Source organism: Micromonospora sp. WMMD712 (assembly GCF_029581295.1).
GTDB classification, from domain to species: Bacteria; Actinomycetota; Actinomycetes; order Mycobacteriales; family Micromonosporaceae; genus Micromonospora; species Micromonospora carbonacea.
Genome location: NZ_CP120743.1, coordinates 6,060,940 through 6,080,445 on the forward strand (window position 1 = coordinate 6,060,940; position 19,506 = coordinate 6,080,445).

Annotated in this window: 19 protein-coding genes; 6 read left to right on the top strand and 13 right to left on the bottom strand. The window is 73.0% G+C overall.

The window, feature by feature from the left end:
* The first annotated feature begins 132 nt into the window (after positions 1 to 132).
* Genes O7633_RS26285 through O7633_RS26300 form a run of 4 tightly spaced genes read left to right on the top strand, consistent with a single transcriptional unit; the run spans position 133 to position 3,654 of the window.
* Positions 133 to 675 (top strand): hypothetical protein, encoded by a 543-nt coding sequence (locus O7633_RS26285; RefSeq protein ID WP_278132385.1) that lies wholly within the window; start codon positions 133 to 135, stop codon positions 673 to 675.
* The gene (locus O7633_RS26290) at positions 672 to 1,757 is read left to right on the top strand and encodes a peptidoglycan-binding protein (protein ID WP_282324303.1); all 1,086 of its coding nucleotides are present in this window, start codon (positions 672 to 674) and stop codon (positions 1,755 to 1,757) included. Before O7633_RS26285 ends, O7633_RS26290 begins: the two co-directional genes overlap by 4 nt.
* On the top strand, positions 1,754 to 2,446 hold the full coding sequence (locus tag O7633_RS26295; protein WP_282324304.1) for an ABC transporter ATP-binding protein: 693 nt from the start codon (positions 1,754 to 1,756) through the stop codon (positions 2,444 to 2,446). Before O7633_RS26290 ends, O7633_RS26295 begins: the two co-directional genes overlap by 4 nt.
* Entirely contained in the window at positions 2,443 to 3,654 is a 1,212-nt protein-coding gene (locus O7633_RS26300; protein WP_282324305.1) for an ABC transporter permease, read from the top strand. The genes O7633_RS26295 and O7633_RS26300 overlap by 4 nt, the downstream gene beginning before the upstream one ends.
* Before the next feature lie 125 nt (positions 3,655 to 3,779).
* On the opposite strand, the gene O7633_RS26305 is transcribed toward O7633_RS26300, so the two are convergent.
* Positions 3,780 to 4,226, bottom strand: coding sequence for a hypothetical protein (locus O7633_RS26305; protein ID WP_282324306.1), 447 nt, complete (start codon positions 4,224 to 4,226; stop codon positions 3,780 to 3,782).
* A 1,030-nt stretch (positions 4,227 to 5,256) separates the two neighbouring features.
* Between O7633_RS26305 and O7633_RS26310 the strand changes: the two genes are divergently transcribed.
* Positions 5,257 to 5,844, top strand: coding sequence for a MerR family transcriptional regulator (locus O7633_RS26310; protein WP_282324307.1), 588 nt, complete (start codon positions 5,257 to 5,259; stop codon positions 5,842 to 5,844).
* 75 nt (positions 5,845 to 5,919) lie between these two features.
* Here O7633_RS26310 and O7633_RS26315 read toward each other — a convergent pair whose 3' ends face one another.
* The 3 genes from O7633_RS26315 to O7633_RS26325 all read right to left on the bottom strand — a co-directional run bounded on the left by O7633_RS26315 (position 5,920) and on the right by O7633_RS26325 (position 9,042).
* Positions 5,920 to 6,942 (bottom strand): glycoside hydrolase family 11 protein, encoded by a 1,023-nt coding sequence (locus O7633_RS26315; RefSeq protein WP_282324308.1) that lies wholly within the window; start codon positions 6,940 to 6,942, stop codon positions 5,920 to 5,922.
* 402 nt (positions 6,943 to 7,344) lie between these two features.
* Positions 7,345 to 7,806, bottom strand: a complete 462-nt coding sequence (locus tag O7633_RS26320) for an S-adenosylmethionine decarboxylase (RefSeq protein ID WP_074478397.1) — start codon at positions 7,804 to 7,806, stop codon at positions 7,345 to 7,347.
* 36 nt (positions 7,807 to 7,842) lie between these two features.
* A complete protein-coding gene (locus O7633_RS26325; protein ID WP_282324309.1) occupies positions 7,843 to 9,042 on the bottom strand; it encodes a nucleotide disphospho-sugar-binding domain-containing protein in 1,200 nt (399 codons plus the stop codon).
* A gap of 229 nt (positions 9,043 to 9,271) precedes the next feature.
* Between O7633_RS26325 and O7633_RS26330 the strand changes: the two genes are divergently transcribed.
* Positions 9,272 to 10,225: an aldo/keto reductase gene (locus O7633_RS26330; RefSeq protein ID WP_282324310.1), complete on the top strand. Its 954-nt coding sequence runs from the start codon at positions 9,272 to 9,274 to the stop codon at positions 10,223 to 10,225.
* 127 nt (positions 10,226 to 10,352) lie between these two features.
* Here O7633_RS26330 and O7633_RS26335 read toward each other — a convergent pair whose 3' ends face one another.
* The 9 genes from O7633_RS26335 to O7633_RS26375 form a co-directional block, all read right to left on the bottom strand.
* Positions 10,353 to 11,534: an endonuclease/exonuclease/phosphatase family protein gene (locus tag O7633_RS26335; RefSeq protein ID WP_282324311.1), complete on the bottom strand. Its 1,182-nt coding sequence runs from the start codon at positions 11,532 to 11,534 to the stop codon at positions 10,353 to 10,355.
* On the bottom strand, positions 11,531 to 12,589 hold the full coding sequence (locus O7633_RS26340) for a glycosyltransferase family 2 protein (RefSeq protein ID WP_178063551.1): 1,059 nt from the start codon (positions 12,587 to 12,589) through the stop codon (positions 11,531 to 11,533). The genes O7633_RS26335 and O7633_RS26340 overlap by 4 nt, the downstream gene beginning before the upstream one ends.
* Positions 12,590 to 12,634: 45 nt before the next feature.
* Positions 12,635 to 13,624, bottom strand: a complete 990-nt coding sequence (locus O7633_RS26345) for a UbiA prenyltransferase family protein (RefSeq protein ID WP_246384437.1) — start codon at positions 13,622 to 13,624, stop codon at positions 12,635 to 12,637.
* Positions 13,625 to 13,642: 18 nt separating this feature from the next.
* Positions 13,643 to 14,692, bottom strand: a complete 1,050-nt coding sequence (locus O7633_RS26350; protein ID WP_074478530.1) for an NAD-dependent epimerase/dehydratase family protein — start codon at positions 14,690 to 14,692, stop codon at positions 13,643 to 13,645.
* Positions 14,689 to 16,017 (bottom strand): aminotransferase class III-fold pyridoxal phosphate-dependent enzyme, encoded by a 1,329-nt coding sequence (locus O7633_RS26355; RefSeq protein WP_282328652.1) that lies wholly within the window; start codon positions 16,015 to 16,017, stop codon positions 14,689 to 14,691. Before O7633_RS26355 ends, O7633_RS26350 begins: the two co-directional genes overlap by 4 nt.
* A 204-nt stretch (positions 16,018 to 16,221) precedes the next feature.
* A complete protein-coding gene (locus O7633_RS26360) occupies positions 16,222 to 17,205 on the bottom strand; it encodes a lysylphosphatidylglycerol synthase domain-containing protein (RefSeq protein ID WP_278132408.1) in 984 nt (327 codons plus the stop codon).
* Positions 17,205 to 18,212, bottom strand: a complete 1,008-nt coding sequence (locus O7633_RS26365) for a glycosyltransferase family 2 protein (protein WP_074478408.1) — start codon at positions 18,210 to 18,212, stop codon at positions 17,205 to 17,207. Before O7633_RS26365 ends, O7633_RS26360 begins: the two co-directional genes overlap by 1 nt.
* A gap of 261 nt (positions 18,213 to 18,473) precedes the next feature.
* A complete protein-coding gene (locus O7633_RS26370; protein ID WP_282324313.1) occupies positions 18,474 to 18,707 on the bottom strand; it encodes a hypothetical protein in 234 nt (77 codons plus the stop codon).
* A 40-nt stretch (positions 18,708 to 18,747) separates the two neighbouring features.
* Positions 18,748 to 19,458 carry a BTAD domain-containing putative transcriptional regulator gene (locus tag O7633_RS26375; protein WP_278132410.1) on the bottom strand — a complete coding sequence of 237 codons (711 nt, stop codon included), beginning with the start codon at positions 19,456 to 19,458 and terminating at the stop codon, positions 18,748 to 18,750.
* Positions 19,459 to 19,506: the final 48 nt, after the last annotated feature.

The following is a 19,506-nucleotide window of genomic DNA, read 5'->3' on the forward strand; positions in this document are numbered from 1 at the left end:
ATTCTAAGTTCGAGATAAGAACTGCCGCTTACGCCGCCAATATCAGCTCGCTGGTACACCTGTTGGCAACAATGACATCTTCCTGAGCTGGAGATGATCCTGATCGGGAGAGGGCCCGGAAAGAGGAACGCCATGAGTCGTAAGTGGTTGACGCCCGTCCTGCTGGCCATGCTGCTGGCCACCGGCTGCGCCGCCGAGGCCGGCGGCAGGGAGGTCGCGTCGGTGTCCGGTGCCTCGCAGGCGCCGCAGGAGGCGGACCAGGACGAGTTCCGGCGGTGCATGAGGCAGCAGGGAGTCGATCTCGACGCGAACAGCGACAGCACCGAGTTGGGCGGCGACTCGGGGCACGAGTCGGGCAAGGTCGACTCGACCAAGCCCCCCGGCCAGCAGCAGCGGGAACTCGCCGCGCTGGAGCAGTGCCGTCAGCACCTGCCCAACGGCGGCAATCCGAAGCCGCTCAGCGAGGAGGAGCTGGAGCAGGCCCGGGCGCTGGCCAAGTGCATGCGCGCCGACGGGTTCGACTATCCGGACCCCGATCCGCACTCCGGTGGCGGGGACGGATCGCTGGCCATCCCGCCGGGGATCGACATCGACAATCCGACCGTGCTGGCCAAGCTGCACGAGTGCCGGCAGGAGGCGGGCTACCTGCCGGCCACACCGGGTGCCGGATCGTGAGCGCGGCGACCGCCGACCGCAGCGGCGGCCCGGTGCGGGTCCGGCGCGAGCGGCGACGGCGCTGGCTGCTGGGGGGCCTCGTGGCCGTGGCCGTGCTCACCACCGGCGGCGCCACGGCGTACAGCCGACTCCAGCACGTCTCCGCCGAGCCCACGCGGAAGGCCACGCCCCGGCGTACCGCGACGGTCGTCCGGACCGACCTGGTCGAGCGGATCGTGGTCGACGGCACCGTCGGGTACGGGCGGAGCAGCCCGGTGACCGGCCGCCGGGCCGGCACGATCACCTGGCTGCCCAGCCCCGGCGCGCGGGTCGGGCGGGGGGAACGGCTCTACTCGGTCGACGCCGACCCGGTCCCGTTGCTGGTCGGGGACACGCCGATGTACCGGGACCTCGGCGACGGGGTCTCCGCCGGGCCCGACGTCCTGGTCCTGGAGCGCAACCTCGACGCGCTCGGCTACGACGTCGGCACGGTCGACGGCAGGTTCCGGTCGGGCACCCGGCGGGCGCTCGGCGAGTGGCAGCGCAAACTCGGCCTGCCGGAGACCGGGAGACTCGCCCTCGGCGACGTCGTGGTGCTCCCCGGCGAGGTGCGGGTCGACAGGGTGACCGGGCAGCTCGGTGGCTCCGCCCAGGGCGAGGTGCTCGACGTGACCGGCGTCGGGCGGCTGGTCAGGGCAGGGCTGGAGGAGGCGCAGCGCCGGTTCGCGCGCCCCGCCGCGAAGGTCCGCCTCGACCTGGCCGACGGACGGTCCACGACCGGCACGGTCAGGTCGGTCGCCGCCGACGCCGACGAGGAGGACCGCGCCGCGCTCACGGTGACGATCGACTTCACCGACCCGGCGCTGGCCACCAAGGTGGACACCGGCCCGGTCACCGTCCGGTTCGACGGCGTCAGTCGGGCGGATGCGCTCGCCCTGCCGGTCGAGGCCCTGCTGGCGCTGCGCGAGGGGGGCTACGGGGTCGAGGCGGTCGAGGGCGAGCAGCGGTACCACGCGGTCGAGCTGGGCCTGTTCGCCGACGGCATGGTCGAGGTCTCCGGCGACGGGGTCGTCGAGGGCATGACGGTGGTGGTCGCGGGATGACCGCCGTGCTGGAGTTGGAGAACGCCTCCAGGACCTATCCGGGCGGGGTCCACGCGCTGCGGGCGGCGAACCTCCGCGTGCACGAGGGGGAGATGATCGCCGTCGTCGGGCCGTCCGGTTCCGGCAAGTCGACCATGTTGCACCTGATGGGCACCCTCGACCGGGCCACGGCCGGGACGGTGTCGGTCAACGGCCACCGGGTCGACCGGCTGACCGACCGCCGGCTCTCCGCGTTGCGGGCGTCGTGGATCGGGTTCGTCTTCCAGTCGTTCCACCTGACCGACGGGTTGAGCGCCCGGGACAACCTGGTCACGGCGCAGCTCTACCGGGGCGTCCCCGCCCGGCTGCGGCGCGCCCGCGCGGACGAGGCCCTCGCCCGGGTCGGGCTCGCGCACCGGGCCGACCACCTGCCGACCGAGCTGTCCGGCGGGGAACGGCAACGGGTCGCGATCGCCCGGGCCGTGGTGAACCGTCCCAGCATCGTGCTGGCCGACGAGCCCACCGGCAACCTCGACTCCCGGGTGGGCGCGGAGGTGCTCGGCCTGCTCCGGGAGCTCAACGCCGAGGGCACCACGATCGTGGTGATCACGCACGATCTCGGCATCGCCGGCCGGTTCCCCCGCCGGGTGGAGATGCTCGACGGGCGGATCCGCGCCGACGTGACCCGGCCGGGCACGGTGACCGGATGACCCTACGACTGCCACCGCCCGCCCGGCTGTCGGTGTCCGACCTGCTCGGGCTCGCCACCGTCGGCATCCGGGCCCGCCCGGCGCGCACGGTGCTGGCGGCCCTCGGGATCACCATCGGCATCGCCGCCCTGATCGCGGTGCTCGGGATCCCGGCGTCCAACCAGGCGGCGGTACGGGCGGGCCTGGCCGCGCTCGGGCCGAACCTGCTCACCGTCACGCCCGGCCAGAACCTGGTCACCGGGGACCGGGCGCAGCTTCCTGCGGAGTCGGTGCCGATGATCCAGCGCATCGCACCGGTGCAGTCGGCCTCCGCCATCGGCTACACCTCGGCCAGGGTGCGGCGGACCAACCTGGTGCCGGAGGGCGAGACCAACGGCCTCGCGGTCGCCGCCGCCCGGCTCGACCTGCCGACCGTGCTGAGGTCGACGATGCGTGCCGGGGTGTTCCTCGACCGGGTCACCGAGCAGTATCCGGCCGTGGTGCTGGGCGCGCGGGCCAGCGAGCTGCTGGGCATCGAGCCGCACCCGGGGGAACCGGCCCCGCCGGTCTGGATCAACGACCGCTGGTACGTCACCGTCGGGGTGCTCGACCGGCTCCCCCTCGCGCCGGAGATCGACAACTCGGTCCTGGTCGGCTGGCCGGCGGCGCAGCGCTACCTCGGCTTCGACGGGCGTCCCCAGGCGATCTTCGTCCGGGTGGACGACGAGGCTGTCGACGACGTGCGGGCGGTCCTCGGGCGGACGGCGAACCCGCAGCGGCCCGAGGAGGTGCTCGTCTCCCGGCCGTCCGACGCGCTGGCCGCGCAGCGTCTCGTCGAGCAGGCGTACTCCTCGTTGTTCCTGGGGCTCGGCGCGGTCGCGCTGCTGGTCGGCGGGATCGGCGTGGCCAACACGATGATCATCTCGGTGCTCGAACGCCGCCGGGAGATCGGCCTGCGCCGGGCGCTCGGTGCCAGCCGCGGACACGTCGCCAGTCAGTTCCTGGCCGAGTCCGTGCTGCTCACCGGCATCGGCGGCGCGCTGGGAATCCTGCTCGGCGCGGCGGTCACCGCCGGCTACGCCGTCGTCGAGCGGTGGCCGGCCGTCCTGCCGCCGACGGCCCTGCTCGGTGGGCTCGCGGTGGCGGTCGGCACCGGCGTGCTGGCGGGTGTCTACCCGGCGGTGCGCGCCGCCCGGCTGGCGCCGACCGAGGCGTTGAGCACGAACTGACCGCCGCCGCCCGCTGCGGGGTGGTGGTCGGGCCGGCGGTGGTCGGGCCGGCTCGACGCGGACACGGGTGCGGCCCCCCGGAGAGCCGGGGGGCCGCACCTGCTGCCGATCGAGCGGGTTCGGGATCAGCCGATGGTCAGGAACCGGAACGCGGTCGCCGGCCCGTAGGCGCCGCAGTCGATCCAGCTGTACCAGGAGCCGACCCCGACGTAGGCGAGGTTGTACCAGCCCAGGCCCGCGCAGTACACGCCGAAGCTGACCGAGCCCGAGTACACGGTGTAGTAGGCGTCGACGCGGTTGGGCGCGTAGTAGTACACGCTGTAGCTGTAGGACGCCGTCGGCCCGAACACCGAGTCCTTGCCGAGCACCTTGGCCCCGGTCGGCGTGGCGGTCGGCGCGGCGGCCGAACCGATCGCGGCCTGGGTGCCGCCGGTGGGCGCCGGCTTGGGAGCGGCCTGGGCGGGCGCGGCCACCGCGGTGGCCGCGAAGACCATCGCTACCGCCAGCGTCAGCTGGAGCAGGAGAGTGCGGATGCTCTGGCCGTCGCGCCGGAGCTTGGTCGGAACGTTCATCCTGGGACCTCCATGGAGCCCTCGTGGGGGACGGACACCGACAAGCATCGGCAGCAATCGGCGAGGCGCAAATAAATGGAAGCGATCCTTTCCACGACATGCGGCGAGGTGAATGTGCGGGCGATTCTCCACTCAGCCGATCATCCTTCGGTGGTGGTCCGAAGGGTTGGTCGGATTCCCCCTTCAACCCATCGTCCGACAACTGTTCGGCGGGTGTCGGATGATGCGTCGAATTCGACGAGCGGGATCAATGCGGGCGAATGCCTGGTTGCTGGGCCGGTGTGGACGGCATCGGCTCGGATGTGCGGATTCCCTCGGTTGGGCACGGGCGGCGGGCGACGCAAGAATTGCGCGGCGTGGATAATTGACCCGCCGGGGTTGACGCCGTCCGGTTGTCCGCCGAGGCGTGGGAACTCGGCGGCGCGCGCGGCCGGGCCCTGCTGGTCCCGGCCGCGTCCCGCGGGCTTTCCCGCAGGCGTCCGGGCGGGGGCCGGCTTCTCCGCCTGGCCGGAGGCGCTCGCCTCGCCGGAGGCTGCCGCGGGCCGGGCCGGGTGTATCCGGGTGTGACCAAAGAAGTGACATTGCGCCGTAGGGCCTCTTTGGGTCGCGAAGCGCCGCCGGGTATGCATCACGAACATGGCGGGGTGGCGTGTTGTGCTCGGCCCGGGTGTCTTACGCGTATCGCCGGGTCGGCCGGTTGGTGGCATTCGTCCAGGCGTGGGCGGCGGGCGCGACGAACGCCTGCGCGCCCTTTATGTTTTGCTTATAGCGGCGCTGCCACAATCACGGTCCGGGGGATGGGGAATGTCGTCCGACGGGCTCCGGCGTAAACCACTCGGTGTGGGCCCGGCGGGCTGCCCGGTCCCCTCCGTCGGCATGGTGGGTCCGTGTCGACGGTCGGCGGGCGATCCGTCGATCTCCCGGACGTGCCGCTGTGCTCCGGAGGAAGGCGGGCGGTCGAGGCTCACCGGGCCCGGCCGTCATCCGGGCGTCGGGCTGCTGCGGCAACGAGCGGAGGCAGGGATTTATGATGATGACCATAGATCAGCTCGCGGCCGAGGTCTGGCTCACCCCACGGACCATCCGCTCCTACCACACCCGTGGGTTGTTGCAGCCGCCGAACCGGATCGGCAGGACGCCCTACTACGACCTTCCCCATCTCAACCGGATGCGGACCGTGGCGCTCCTGCAAGGGCGGGGCCTCTCCCTGGAGACGATCTGCGCCCTGCTCGACCCGGACGGGGTGATCGGCAAGTTCATCCTGCCGGAGCGGACGATCGACCAGGTGCTGCGCGCCGACCCGAGCCTGGTCCGCCCGTTGATCGACAGCGGCGTCCTCCTGCCGCGTCCGGACGGCGCGTTCGGCGTCCGGGGCGCCCGTGCGGTGCTGGCCGCACGGGTCGCGAGCAGGCCGGACGCTCCGCTGACCGAGGTGCTGCACGTGCTCGCCGGCTCGGTGACCGCGATCGCGCCGCTCGCCGACGAGCTGCTCAGCCGGGTGGGTGCGGAGCTGCTCCGCCTGGTGCCCGGCGGCGTCTCGCACCGGGAGGAGCTGCTCGACCTCGTCGTCGAGGCGTTGCGGGTCGGGCTGCAGACCATGGCCACGCCGACCCCGTGAACCGCGCCGCGTGCGGCGACGGGTGGCGCGCCGGCTCGGCCGGCACGCCACCCGTCTGGTACGTCCGGGCCGGGGTCAGCCGGTCCGGCAGGTGACCGTCGGCCAGTTCCAGTTGCCGTTGGCCATGATCGTGATGCCGAAGTTGTTGCCGTTGCCGTTCGGCCTGGCGGTGACGGTGCCGGTGGTGCCGCTGACCGAGGCGTTCCAGCTGTTCTGGATGCTCTGGCCGCCGCCGAGGCCGAGGCTGACCACCCAGTTGCTGGCGCCGCTGACCGCCACGTTCAGGTTGAACCGGTCACCCCACTGCTCGGCGGGCGACAGCACCGCGGTGCAGTTGCCACCCGCGGGCGGGGTGGTCGTCGGGCCGCTGGTGGGGTTGCCCCCGCCGCCCTCCCAGACGGTGACGTCGGAGCTGCCGCTGCTCTGGTAGCCCTCGGTGGCCATGATCTGGTAGGCGTGGTTGGTGCCGAGGTTGAGGCCGGCGCGGGCCCAGGCGTCGAAGTGGTTGGCGGTGGTGATGGTGCCGCTGCTCCGCTTGTTCTGGCGCACGCTCCAGTACTGGTAGAACGTCTGGTTGCCGTCGATCGACGGGGCGTTGACCCGCAGGCTGCGCAGGATGTCGTAGGTGCCGCCGTCGGTGGTGACCGTGCCCAGCCTGGTGGCCCCGGTGCTCGGGTTGTAGTTGCCGAAGTTCTCCACCACGTAGTACTCGATGAGCGGGTTGCGCGTCCATCCGTACAGGGCGAGGTAGGTGTTGTTGTTGCCCGGGTTGTAGTTGGCCGAGTAGCTGACCGTCCGTCGGGTGCCGGTGGCCCAGCCCTTGCCGCCGACCCAGTTGTTGGTGCTCCGGTCCCAGCTGCTGCTGTAACGGCCGTCGGCGCGCAGCGTCATGCTGGCGTTGCCGCTGTCCTTCCAGAACGAGAAGTAGTAGCCGTTGTGCGTGCCGGTGAGGTTGGAGGTGAGGGTACGGTCGGCCTCGGCGTACGCGTTGGGCGAGGCGATGAACGTGCCGGTGACGGCCAGCGCTGCGGCGCACGCGGCGCCGAGGAGGAGCCGTAGGCGGCTGCCCCTTCGCGGTCTGGTCGAGGTGTGGTTCATGTGCGTGTTCCTCCTCGTGACAGCTGGTGGTGGCCAGCGCCGCGGTGCGACCCGGCGGGCTGTCGACGGCCAGGCGCGGCAGCCGGTCGGTCGGCGTCTCACCACACGGTGGGCGGGCGGTCCTCGGGCACGACCGGGACGGGGTCGCGGGGGATGACATCGACAGCATTGAGAACCGTCGATGACGAACGTAGGACGCCGACTTCGGGTCTGTCAACGACTTTCCGAAATATTCCCGAAACTTCTCCTCCTCCGGTTCGAGGTCGGGGGGTGGCTCCGGCCGGCTTCCGGCCGCGTGCCGGGGCCGCGTTCCGCATGGTCATGCGGTGCCGCCGGGTGGGAGCGGCGACCCGGATCCGGATTCTCGAAACTTCCGGAACCACCCCCGTCCACGCCCGGCCGTCAGGCGCTCACCGCCGCGAGCCGCTGACCGCGCCACAGCCGGACCGCCGGCCCGAGCGCACGGGGCCAGTTCTCGCCCCGGCGGGTCAGGGACCGCTCACTGATCTCGAACCCGCCCACCAGCCCGGCCAGCTCGTCGAGGACGTCGGCCTCGCGGAACGGCTTGCAGGAGAAGATGTTCACGAACACCTCCCGCAGCCCCGGATAGGTGTGGATGGCGGCGTGCGACTCGGCGAGGATCACCACGGCCGACTTGCCGGCCTGGTGCGGCGGGCCGTCCTCGCTGGCGACCAGCGGCCCGGCGATCACGGTCATGCCGATGCGGGCGACGAGGTCACGCATGAAGGTGTGCAGGGCCTCGCCGTCGTCCAGGGCGCGCGTGTCGGTCACCGCGGACAGCCGCAGGGTCAGCTCGTCCCCGTAGTGGTCGTCGGTCGGATGGTCACCAGGGTGCCCGGTCATCGGTCGGTTCTCCTTGTCGGTCGGAGGTCGGTGGGGTCAGCCGGCGCGCGACAGCAGCCGGACCGGGTCGGCGGTCAGCTCCTGCATGATCGAGACGACGCGGGACGGCCCGGTCGGCGGCGCGGCGGCCCGGGCGGACCGGGACGGCCGGACGGTGCCGGCGCGGTCGACGAGCTCCCGCAGCCGCTCCGGCCGCCAGTCGTCGTCCCCGCAGTTGGCGGCCAGGCCCTGCCGGGCCAGCATGTCGGCGAAGTACTCGCGCTCCGGGTCCCCGCCGGGGAAGACCAGCAGCGGCACGCCGGCGTGCACCGCGCTGGCGAGCGTGCCCCGGCCACCGTGGCAGAGCAGCGCCCTGGCCCGCCCGAGCAGGTTGCGCAGCGGCAGCAGCGGCCACGCCTGCACGTTGCCGCGCGGCGACACCCGGGGCGGGGCCGTGTCGGTGCTGCCCGAGGCGATGAGCACGTCGACGTCCGTGCCCTCGAACGCCGCGAGGCAGTGCCGGTAGTACCAGTCGGCGTCCATCGGCGGGCCGCTGGTGTAGGCCAGCAGCCCGCGCTGCCCCGGCCGGGGCCAGTCCGCCGGCCCGGTGACGAGGTGCCGGTCCAGGGACGCCGCAGTGAGCTGGCCGACGTACTCGCCGGTGCTGTGCCGCGCGACCAGCGGGTCCATCTCGGGCGACAGCGGGTAGACCAGGCGGGTGCTCCAGGTGAAGAGCACCTCCGACAGGGACTGGGGCTCCGGTGCCCGGCTGCGGCTCAACGCCGGCCGGAAGGCGGCCAGCGCCCGGGTGTCCACCGGCGCCCACCCGTCGCTGCCCCGCCCGAAGAGCCGGTGGTCCGGCCAGGTGACCGGGGTGACCACGGGGATGCCGGCGAGCGACCCGGCGACCACGGTGGTCAGGTCGTAGTCGTGGAACAGCACCTGCACCCGGCGGGCCCGGAACTCCCGCAGCTGCGCGGCCAGGACGGTCTCCACCAGGTCGGGGTCGGCGTATGCGGACCGGGACAGCAGGTCGTCCAGGCGCAGGGCGGTCGCCGCGTCTGGGTACGGCGCGGCGTCCGGCCCGGGGATCGGCACCGCCGGCACGCCCAGCCGGTCCAGCAGCGGCCGGAAGTGTGGGCTGGCGAACAGCACCGGCGTGTGCCCCGCGAGGCGAACCGCCTCGTACACGGAGAGCACGGTGGAGACCGAGCCGAGGCCGTACGACCACACGCCGGGAACCAGGCCGACCCGCATGGTGTCATCCTCCTTCCGGGCGCCGCACCGGTGTGGCCGGTGCCCTGCGGCGACTGTAGGAAGCCGGCGACGACGGCAACAAGGTGGCGACGTCCGCCGCCGGCACAGATGCGCCCTGGGTGCCATCTGTCCTGCGCCGAAGGTCGTAGATATCGATCCGGAGCGGGCCTGCGGCGGGTCGCCGTCCCTATCCTGGGCGCGACGATCCGTCACACTCTGGGAGGGACTCATGAGGCAACGCGAGTTGTCCGGCGGCGCGGGGATCCAGGTCAGCCAGCTCTGCCTCGGCGCGATGGCGTTCGGCACCGAAGTGGACGAGGAGACCTCGTTCGCGATCCTGGACCGCTTCGTCGAGGCGGGCGGCACCACCATCGACACCGCGAACTGCTACTCGTTCTGGGTCCCCAACGGGGTCGGCGGCGAGAGCGAGACGGTGCTCGGCCGGTGGCTGGCCCGCCGGGGCGGCCGGGACGGCCTGGTGCTGGCGTCGAAGGTGGGCTCCGGGCCGGGGGCGAACGGCGGGGCCGAGGGGCTCGCCCCGGAGGTGATCCGCACGCAGCTCGCCGGCTCGCTCCAGCGGCTCGGCGTGGACCACCTGGACCTGTACTACTCGCACCGGGAGGACCGCGACACCCCCGACGAGCAGACCCTGGCGACGTTCCACGAGGCGGTGACCGAGGGGAAGGTCCGCACGCTGGGGGCCAGCAACCACGCCGCCTGGCGGCTGGCCGAGACCCGGGCGCTGGCCGAGGCACGGGGCTGGACGCCGTACACGGCGGTGCAGCAGCGCTACTCCTACCTGCTGCCCCGCCCGGCGACGGCGCTGCCCGAGGGTGGGCACGTGCACGCCAGCGACGAGCTGCTGGACCTCGTCCGCAGCCGGGGGCTGACCATGTTCGCGTACAGCACCCTGCTGTGGGGCTCGTACACCCGGCCGGACAAGCCACTGCCGGAGCACTACCAGCACCCGGGCACCGAGCGGCGGCTCCAGGCGCTGCGCGAGGTGGCGGACGAGCTGGGCGTCACGGTGAACCAGGTGGTGCTGAGCTGGCTGATCGGCGGTGACCCGGCGGTCGTGCCGATCGTCGGGGTCAGCTCGGTGGCCCAGCTCGACGAGGCGCTCGCCGCGGTCGACCTGGACCTCCCGACCGAGCTGCGCAAGCGCCTCGACGAGGCCTGCTGAACCGGACCCGCGTCGGCGACCGGGCAGGGGATTCCCCTGCCCGGTCGCCGTGTGTCCACGCGGAAACCCCGTCCCGCTCCCCGGGCGGGGGAGCGGGACGGGGCCGGCCGGTGGCCGCGCGAGCCGGTCAGCCGGCGCCGGCGAGGGAGACGGTGAAGCGCTGTCCGAGGTGGTCGGAGAGGCCCTGCGGGCCGACCATCCGGTAGTCGTGGGAGCGCACCGGGCCGGAGACGAACGCCCAGTCCAGCCGCCACCACGGCTTGCTCTCCGGCCAGGACGCCGGGTAGAGCCGGCCGCTGGCCTCGGCCACGTCGGCCATCCCGGCGGCGAGGTCGTGCAGTTCGCCCATCGCCGAGGTGGCGTTGAAGTCGCCGGCGACGAGCTGCCCGTTGCCGTTGCCCGCCAGGTCGGCCCGCAGCGCCCGGTAGTGGGCCTGCCGGCGGTCCTCCTGGGCCCGCATGAACTCGGTGAACTCGGCGTCGGTCGGGTCCATCGAGATGTCGAGCTGCACCGGCACGTGCACGTTGTAGACGGAGAGCACCCGGCCGTCGACGAGCACGTCGGTGCGGAGCACCTTGTGCCGGTAGTAGTCGCCGAAGTCCGAGTCCGCCGGCACCCCGTGCCGGACCGGGTCGGCCAGGTACGGCAGCCCGTCCAGGGCCCGCGAGGCCACGATCGGAAGGCGGGACATGGTGAGCAGCTCCCCGACGGCCACCACCTGGTAGTCGGGGAAGAGGCGGCGCAGCTCGGCGACGTGGTCCACCCGGACCGGACGGTGCCGGTCCAGGTCCCAGCCGACGTACTCCTGGAGCAGGTAGACGTCGGCCTGCTGGGCGGCCAGGTAGTCGTGGAAGCGCTGCGGGTCGGTGCCGTCGTACCAGTACTCGGTGTTCCAGGAGAAGACCCGGACCGCGCCGGGCGGGGCCGGGGTGGCCCCGCCGGACAGCGCGGCCGGGTTCAGGCCGGACACGTCGAACCCGATGACCAGGCAGCACACCGCGGCGACGGCGAGCCGGGCGCGCGCCGGCCGGGCCAGCGGGGCGAGGGCCAGCAGCAGCAGCGGCACCGCGACGAAGACCAGCGGCGGCATCAGCTCGACGGGCCGCCACCACCAGTGCCCACCGGTGAGGGACAGGAACGTCAGGAGGAACACCGCCCAGCAGGCGGTGAGCGCGGCGAGCCAGCGGGCCCGGCGCGGCCACCCCGGCCTGCCCGGGTCGCGGCGTCGCGGTGCGGTGGGGGCGATGACCCCGGGGGTCCCCGGCGCGGCGGTGGCCGCGCCGGGGACGGGGTCGAGCAGGAGGCTCATGCCGTGGTCCCGACCATCGTCGGGGACGACGGGGTGCGGGCGGACGACCACTCGGCGTCGTAGAGCCGGCGGAAGTCGCGGGACACCAGCCACTGGAGGGCACCGACCGCGATGCCGGCGGCGATCGCCACGTTCGTGCCGAAGGCGACGGCGGTGAACACGGCCAGGAACGGCAGGCCCTTGCGGCGTCGCACGTGTCGGTACATCTCCGCGTCCGCCGACAGCGAGATGCCGAACAGGGCGGCGGTCAGCAGCAGCCAGGCGGGGTGCAGCACGGCCAGCGGCAGGCTGGCGAGCACGCCGAGGGCGGCCACCGTGCCGAAGGAGCGGGCCGGGCTCTCGAAGCCCTTGGCGAAGCGCCGCCGCCGGGCGAACAGCGGCACCCGCAGCCGGGCCCGGCGGTAGAGCTTGTGCAGCAGCGGCCACAGCTCGTCGTCGTCGTCGTGCCAGCCGCGGACCTGGTCGGTGACCATGATCTGGTGGCGGGCCGACATCCGCTCGCCGTAGTCGACCTCCTCGGTTTGTCGCAGCCGGGGGTTGAACGGCCCGACCTCCTCGAAGACCCGGCGGGGGATCGCGGTCAGCGACGAGAACAGGAAGCTGACCTCGCCGAGGGACGCCATCCGCCAGCAGTACGCCTGGAGCACCCGGCACTCCTCGACGATGCTGTCGCGGATCAGCGGGTCCTCCTCGTAGATGCCGCAGACCGCGCCGTACTCGGGGTGGGCGGCCAGCTCGGCGACCGCCAGCTCCACCGCGTCCGGGCGCAGCGCCACGTCGGAGTCGACGAAGAAGAGGATCTCGCCGCGGGCCGCCGCGGCGCCGGTGTTGCGGGCGACGGCCACCCCGCTGTTGCGCGGGGTCTGGAGCACCGTCACCGGCCGCTGACGGGCCTTGGCCAGCGAGTCGTCGGTGCTGTGGTCGTCGACCACGATCACCTCGATCGGCTGGTAGGTCTGCCCCAGCGCGGCGTCGATGCACTTGCCGATGGAGTTGCCGTAGTTGTAGTTCGGGATGATCACCGAGACCAGCGGGTTCGCGGTCGGGGTCGTCATGGGGCTGTCTCCTCAGGAGGGGGTGGGTGAGGTGGGTCGGGATCGTCAGTGGGCGAGGGCGAGCAGGGCCGGGTGTTGGGTGACGAGCAGGACGCCGCCGATCAGCACGCCCCACAGCAGGGCGTTGACCAGCATCGCCCGGTCCTTCAGCAGCACCCGGGTGGGTTCGCCGCCGTCACCGTCGACGACGACCACCTGGAGGTAGCGGGCCACCGCGAAGAGCGCGAACGGGGTCGAGCCGACCAACGCCAGCGCCTGGTACGGGGTGGGGATGGTGGCCTGCACGTGGCCGAGGAAGCCGCTGATCGCGACCGCGGCGCAGAGCACGATCAGCAGGTCCAGGTACTGCACCGAGTAGCCGGCCAGCGAGGGTCGGTGGGCGCTGCCACCGACGGCCATCTCGTGCCGCCGCTTGCCGAGGATGAGCAGCAGGCAGAGGGAGAAGACGGCGATCAGCAGCCAGCTCGACACGGCGACCCCGGCGGCCAGGTAGCCCTGCACCACCCGGAGCAGGAAGCCGCCGGCCACCACCAGCACGTCCAGCAGCGGCAGGTGCTTGAGCCCCCTGCTGTACGCGACGTTGAGCGTCAGGTAGGCCGCGAGCGGCCACCAGGGGAACGCCGGTCCGAACGCCACCGCCGCGACCAGCGCGGTGGCGATCAGCGCGCCGAAGGCGTACGCGGCGGGCACGCTCACCCGGCCCGAGGCGATCGGCCGGTTGCGCTTGGTGGGGTGCGCCCGGTCGCGGTGCCGGTCGTAGACGTCGTTCCAGACGTAGACCAGCGCGGAGACCATGGTGAACAGCAGCACCGCCCAGCTCACCCGGCCGAGGAGACCGAGGCCGAGCCGAGGGGTGTCGATCAGCACCAGCGGCACCACCAGCAGGTTCTTCGCCCACTGGTGCGGTCGGATCAGGGTGATCAGGTCACGCACCAGGTTGCGGTCGGTGGCGGGGGAGTCGGTGGCCCGGGCCGCCGTGGGGGCGGCGGCCGGGGCCGGCCGGTCGAGGGTCGGCGGGTCGACGAGGACAGTCACGGTTACCTCCGGTGCCGATCAGAAGATGGCCTTGGCCAGGCCGAGGGCGCCCTGCTTCCAGGGGTCCCGGCTGGTCCGGCCGGACGAGGTCGGAGCGGCGGTGCGGTTGTTGGCCCGCCACCAGTCGTAGGTGCGCAGGATGGCGTCGCGGTTGGACAACCGGGGGGTCCAGCCGAGGACGTCGCGGGCCTTGTCGACGCTGACGTAGGAGTCCGCCCGCAGCTTGTGGATGAGGCGTCCGTAGACCGGGGAGAGCTTGAGCCGTTGCAGCAGCTCCAGCGCGGCGACGGCGGGGCGCACCGGCACCGAGACCACGCGCTTGCCGTGGCCGGCGGCGTCCAGCACCGCCTGGAAGTCCTCCCGCAGGGTGGCGAACTGGTCGGCGGCGATGTTGAACGTGTCGTTGGCGACGTCGTCCGGCGCGTGCAGCACGGTGCGTACCGCGTCGACCAGGTCGTCGATCGCCAGCATCTGGATCCGCACGTCGCCCTTGCCGAGCACCGGGAAGTTGCGGCCCTCCTCGGCCCACTCGAAGAGCATCGAGAACAACCCCATCCGGCCCGGCCCGAGGAACGTCTTGGGCCGCAGCATCGGCAGCACCATGCCGGCTGCGCGGTACCGCTCGGCGACCTCCTCCGCGCCGGCCTTGGCCCGGCTGTACGGGTCGACCGGCTCCCGCGGGTACTCCTCGGTGGTGGGCACCACGTTCGGCAGCCCGTACACGGCGGTCGAGGAGACGTGCACCACCCGGGCCGTGCCGGCGCGGGCGGCGGCGTCGAGCACGGTCTCCGTGCCGCCCACGATGATCGAGCGGATCTCGTCCTCGGGGTAGCTGGGCAGGGCGGCCGCGGTGTGCACCAGGGCGTCCGCGCCGGCCAGGACGGCACCGACCCTGGCCCGGTCCCGCACGTCGGCGACCGTGTACTCCACGCCCCGCACCGGCTCGATCGGGTCGCGCACGTCCAGGCCGCGCACCCGCCAGCCGTCGGCGGCCAGCGCCCGCACCAGGTGCCCGCCCAGCATTCCGCTGCCGCCGGTCACCACCACCGTCTTTGCGTTCTGATTCACCACAGCGACGACACCTTCTCCTTGACGAAACGGGTGACCAGCCGGGGCAGGCCCTGGGCGAGGGTCTTGTCCAGGCAGTCGAGGAAGTGCTCCACCTCGGCCGTGCCGGTCACCAGCGACGGGCCGACCACCAGTGGGTTCTTGCCGTTGAGCGTGTAGTACGTGTAGATGTCGTGGTCCCGGTAGAGGGCGCTGATGACCGCGCAGGTGACGAGCTTCGTGCCGAACTGCGGGTCCTTGGCCAGGCCGCCGGGCGCCAGCTTGGTGACCAGGTCCAGCACCCGTGGCGCGTCCAGGAACACCCCCCACAGGGCGCCCGCGCCCCGGACCTCGGCGATCGCGTCCGGGTGCTCCTTGGCGAGCCGGGCCAGCCCGGGACCCAGGACCCGCTCGATGTCGCGGGCCCGGGCGGGGAAGTCCTCCTCCACCGCCACGTTGATCGCCTCGATCGCGGTGGCCGTCTCCTCGCCGAAGCCGTAGTAGGTGGTGCTGGTGCTCTGCAGCAGCGCGTCGTTGAAGCTCTCGTACGCCTTGTGGAAGATCGGCCGCCGGGCCACGTACGCGGAGATCGAGGACTTGCCGCCGCCGAAGGACTTCGACGTGGTCACCACGTCCGGGATCAGCCCCGGGTAGCGCATGAAGTAGAACATCGTGCCGGTCTTGCCCCAGCCGGTGTAGATCTCGTCGAAGATCAGCACGATGTCCTCGCGGGTGCACAGCTCGCGCAGCCCGCGCAGGAACTCCTCCGAGCACCAGCGCATGGTCGAGGCGCTGAACGGTTCGATGAGGATCGCGTACACGTCGCACTTGCCCCGGCGGTCCCGGGTCGCGTCGACGGCGGCCTGGACCGCGGCCAGGTCGTCGTACGGGAAGCTCACCACGCCCGGGATGCCGGGGAAGGTGAAGTGGTTCTGCGAGCTGCCGGTGAGGCTGCCCGAACCGAGCAGCTTGCCGTGGAAGCTGATGTCGCTGCGCATGATCGTGTTGCGCTTGCCGCCGTGGTATTTGTAGGCGAGCTTGACCGCGCCCTCCACCGCCTCCGCACCGGAGTTGGGCAGGAACGACATGTCGAGGTCGCCGGGGAGCACGGCGGCCAGGTTGTGCGACAGGGCGGCCAGGTACGGCGAGAAGTAGGTCTTGTGCACCTCCATCCGCTGCTGCTGCTGGAAGCGCTGCCGGGCGGCCAGGATCCGGGGGTGGTTGTGCCCGTGGTTGAGCACCCCGACGCCGCCGGTGAAGTCCAGGATCCGCCGGCCGTCCCGGGTGTGGATCCAGGGGCCCTGGGCGTGGTCGACCAGCTCCCGGCCGAAGCCGAACGAGGTCATCAGGCTGACCTGGCTCTTGTTGACGTGCTTGCGGTAGAGGTCCTGCACCTCGGCGACGGAGAGCTGCTCCGCGTCGTCGATGGTCAGTAGCTCGGTCATGAGGGGTCCTTTCCGAAGCGGGGTTTTCCGGAGGCGGTGGTGGTGGAGCGGTGGCGGTGGTGGTGGAGCGGTGGCGGTGGTGGAGTCGGCGGGTCGTGCCCGGGGTCAGCCGGGGGTCGGGGTGAGCCGGGCGTCCGCCCCGGCGGGCGGGGTGGCGGCGCGGCCCCTGGCGGCGAGCCGGTCCGAGACCGTGACCGTGAGCAGCGCCAGGCCCGCCGTGAGCACCTCGGCGAGGGTGCTGAGCACCCGGCTGGCCACCGCCGCGGTGACCGCCGCCGGCAGGGGCAGGACGGTGGACAGGGCCGCGACCACCAGCACCTCCCGCACGCCGGCGCCGTCCGGCACGAAGATGGCGAACGTGCCGGCGGTGGTGGCCAGGGCGAACGCGCCGACCGCCGCCGCCAGGGCGGCGCGAGCGTCCGCGCCGAGCAGCACCGCGACGACCCACAGGTGCATCCCCGAGAGCACCCAGGACAGGGTCTGCCACCCGATCGAGCGGCGGACCTCGGCGGGCCGGTGCAGCGGTGCCGGCTGGGGCCGGCGGGCGACCCGGGCGGCCAGCCGGACCAGGGTGTCGAGCAGCCCGGGCCGGACGGCCAGCACCACCAGCAGGGCGACCGGCAGGAGCAGCCAGGCCAGCCCGGCGCCGGTGCCGAGCACGGCCGGGGCCACCAGGAGCCCCACCGCGCCGCCGGTCAGCAGCACCACGACCAGGTTCACCAGGTAGGTGCCGGCCATCCGTCCCCGGCTGACCCCGGCGGCGTCGCCGAGCCGGAGCTGGGCGAGCAGGCCCCACAGCCGGCCCGGGACGAACTTGCCGAGGAACCCGACGAAGAACATCCGGACGCCGGTGCGGGACGGCACCTCCGCCCCCACCGAGGCGAGCGTCAGCGTCCAGGCCCGCATGCCGCAGAGCAGACCGGCCCCGGTCACCAGCAGCGCGGCCAGCAGCCACCCGGCGGTGTCCGGCCGCAGCAGCCGGCCCAGCGTCGACCAGTCCTGCCCGCGCAGGGCCAGGGCGACGCCGCCGATCACCGCGACCACGAAGACCGCCGTGAGCGCCGTGCGCCACGCCCGCCGCCTGCCCATCACCGACCCGCCGCGAGGGGTAGCGGGCGGGGGCTGCCGGTGCCGCGCAGCCGGGCGACCAGCCCGGCCGCCGCGCCCACCACGATGGCGAGCTGGGCCACCAGGTGCACGCCGACGAACCAGGCCAGGAAGGCCGTGCCGCGCTCGCGCCGGACGAACGGCAGCAGGCCCGGGTCGGCGAGCAGGAAGAGCCCGAAGCAGGCGAGCGGCACGGCGAGTAGCGCCGGGTGCAGCAGACCGAGCGGCAGGGTGGCCAGCACCAGCGGGGCGGCCAGCACGCCGAGGGCGGGATTGACCGCCACGCTGCCGGCGCGCATCCGGTGCGCCCCGGCGAACGCCGCCAGCGGCAGCGAACGGCGGTACTGCTCGCGCAGCATGTCCCCGAACCGGGCGCAGTCGTCGTGCCGGCCGACCACGGTGTCGGTGAGCCTGATGCCGGTGACCCGGGCGAGCCGCTCGCTGTACTCGACGTCCTCGGCGTCGCGCAGCTCCTCGTGGAACTGGCCGGCGGCGAGGAACGCGGAGCGCCGCACCGCGGCCAGCGCGAAGATCGCGGTGTTGACCCGGCCCACGCTGCGCCGCCGCCACCAGTGCGCGTGCAGCACCTTGTAGTGCTCGATCGGCCCGTCGTCGTAGAGCGGCTGGGTGTCGTAGGTGCCGTGCACGCAGCCGCAGGAGGGATCGGCGGCGAGCACCGCCAGGGCGTTGGCGATCGCGTCGGCCCGCAGCGCCACGTCGGAGTCGACGAAGAAGAGGATGTCGCCGGTGGCGGCCCGCGCGCCGATGTTGCGGGCCGCCGACACGCCCCGGTTGCCACCTCCGTCGACCACCCGGCACGGGTACCGGGCCGCGATGTCGCGGGACCGGTCGGTCGAGCCGTCGTCGACGACGATGACCTCGTACGGCCGGTGGGTCTGCGCGAACACGGCGTCCAGGCACGCACCGAGCGTCTTCTCGTAGTTGTAGTTCGGTATGACGACCGAAACTCTCTGCCCATCAGCGGCCATTCGGCCTCTCCCCCTCACTCCCGACGCCGTGGTCGACGTCGATGAATACCGGTGCCAACGACGTTAGGGACATCGATTCCTTTGGCCAAGGTGGCGCATCCTCATTCGGGTGGGATTTCCTCGAAGGTGGAAGGTCCATCTACGACCATCAGCGCATGGATTTTCTCCGCAGTGGCATTACGGCAGAGAAAGGGGCGCCCCGCACGTCTGGCACGACGTGCGGGGCGCCCTCGGTCAGGGTGGCGCGGGTGCGGCTGGGGCTCAGTTGCGGTGCGCGGTGTAGAGCAGGATCGGGGGGCAGTCGTCGGCGATCGCCCGCACGCTCCGTCGCACGCGGTGCAGGGCCTGCCGCCACCGGCTGCCCAGCGAGCGGCGGGCGGGCGGCGTCGGGCCCGGCGTGGGGTCCGGCGTCGGCGGGCCGGCCGGGCGCCGGTCACCGGCGGCCCGGGGCGGCGCGGACGGGGTCGGGTGCCCCAGCGGGGTCGTGATGGTCATGCTGCTCCCTCCATGGATTGCGGTCGGTTCCTTCCGGTGGTCACACCTGCGCCAGCCGGCTCTGGGCGAGCTCGTCCCAGCGCAGCGCCGCCCCGGTGATGCCGAGCCGGCGGTGGCAGTCGGCCAGGACGGTGAAGGCCGCCGGGTCGTACGGGTCCACCTCCAACGCCCGGCGGTTCCAGCGGATCGCGGCCCACCAGTCCCCGGTCTCCAGGGCCAGGTCGCTGAGGAGCCGCAGGGCGTGCAGGGCGCGGACCCGACACCACTCCCGCTCGGCCACCGCCCACTCCGCGTCCTGGTTGGGCAGCAGGTCGCCCCGGTAGACCTCCAGCGCGCGCCGCAGGTGCCCGGCGGCCAGCGTCCGGTCGCCGCCGGCGACCGCGGCGGTGGCGGCGGTCATCCGCCGTTCGAAGGTGGCCACGTCGATCCGGAGGTGGTCGGCCTGGAGCAGGTAGCCGCCGTCCACCGAGGCGATCCGCACCGGCGAGTGCCGTTCGCCCGGTGCGCAGAGGGCGCGCCGGGCCCCGTGCACCGCGGCCTTCACCGAGGTGACGCCGGCCGACGGGGGCAGGTGCGGCCACAGCGCCGAGCGGAGGGTGTCCCGGCTGACCGGTCGGCCCCGGTGCAGCAGCAGGTATTGCACGAGCGCCTGGGACTTGCCGGCCCGCCAGTTGGTGACGGGTCGGCCGTCGATGGTGATCCGAAATCCGCCGAGCAGTTCGGCGCTCGACGTGACTGCGATGTCTGACATAGTGTTCCACCACGCTCTGTCGTCCACTGGGCTGTGGGTGCCCTGCCG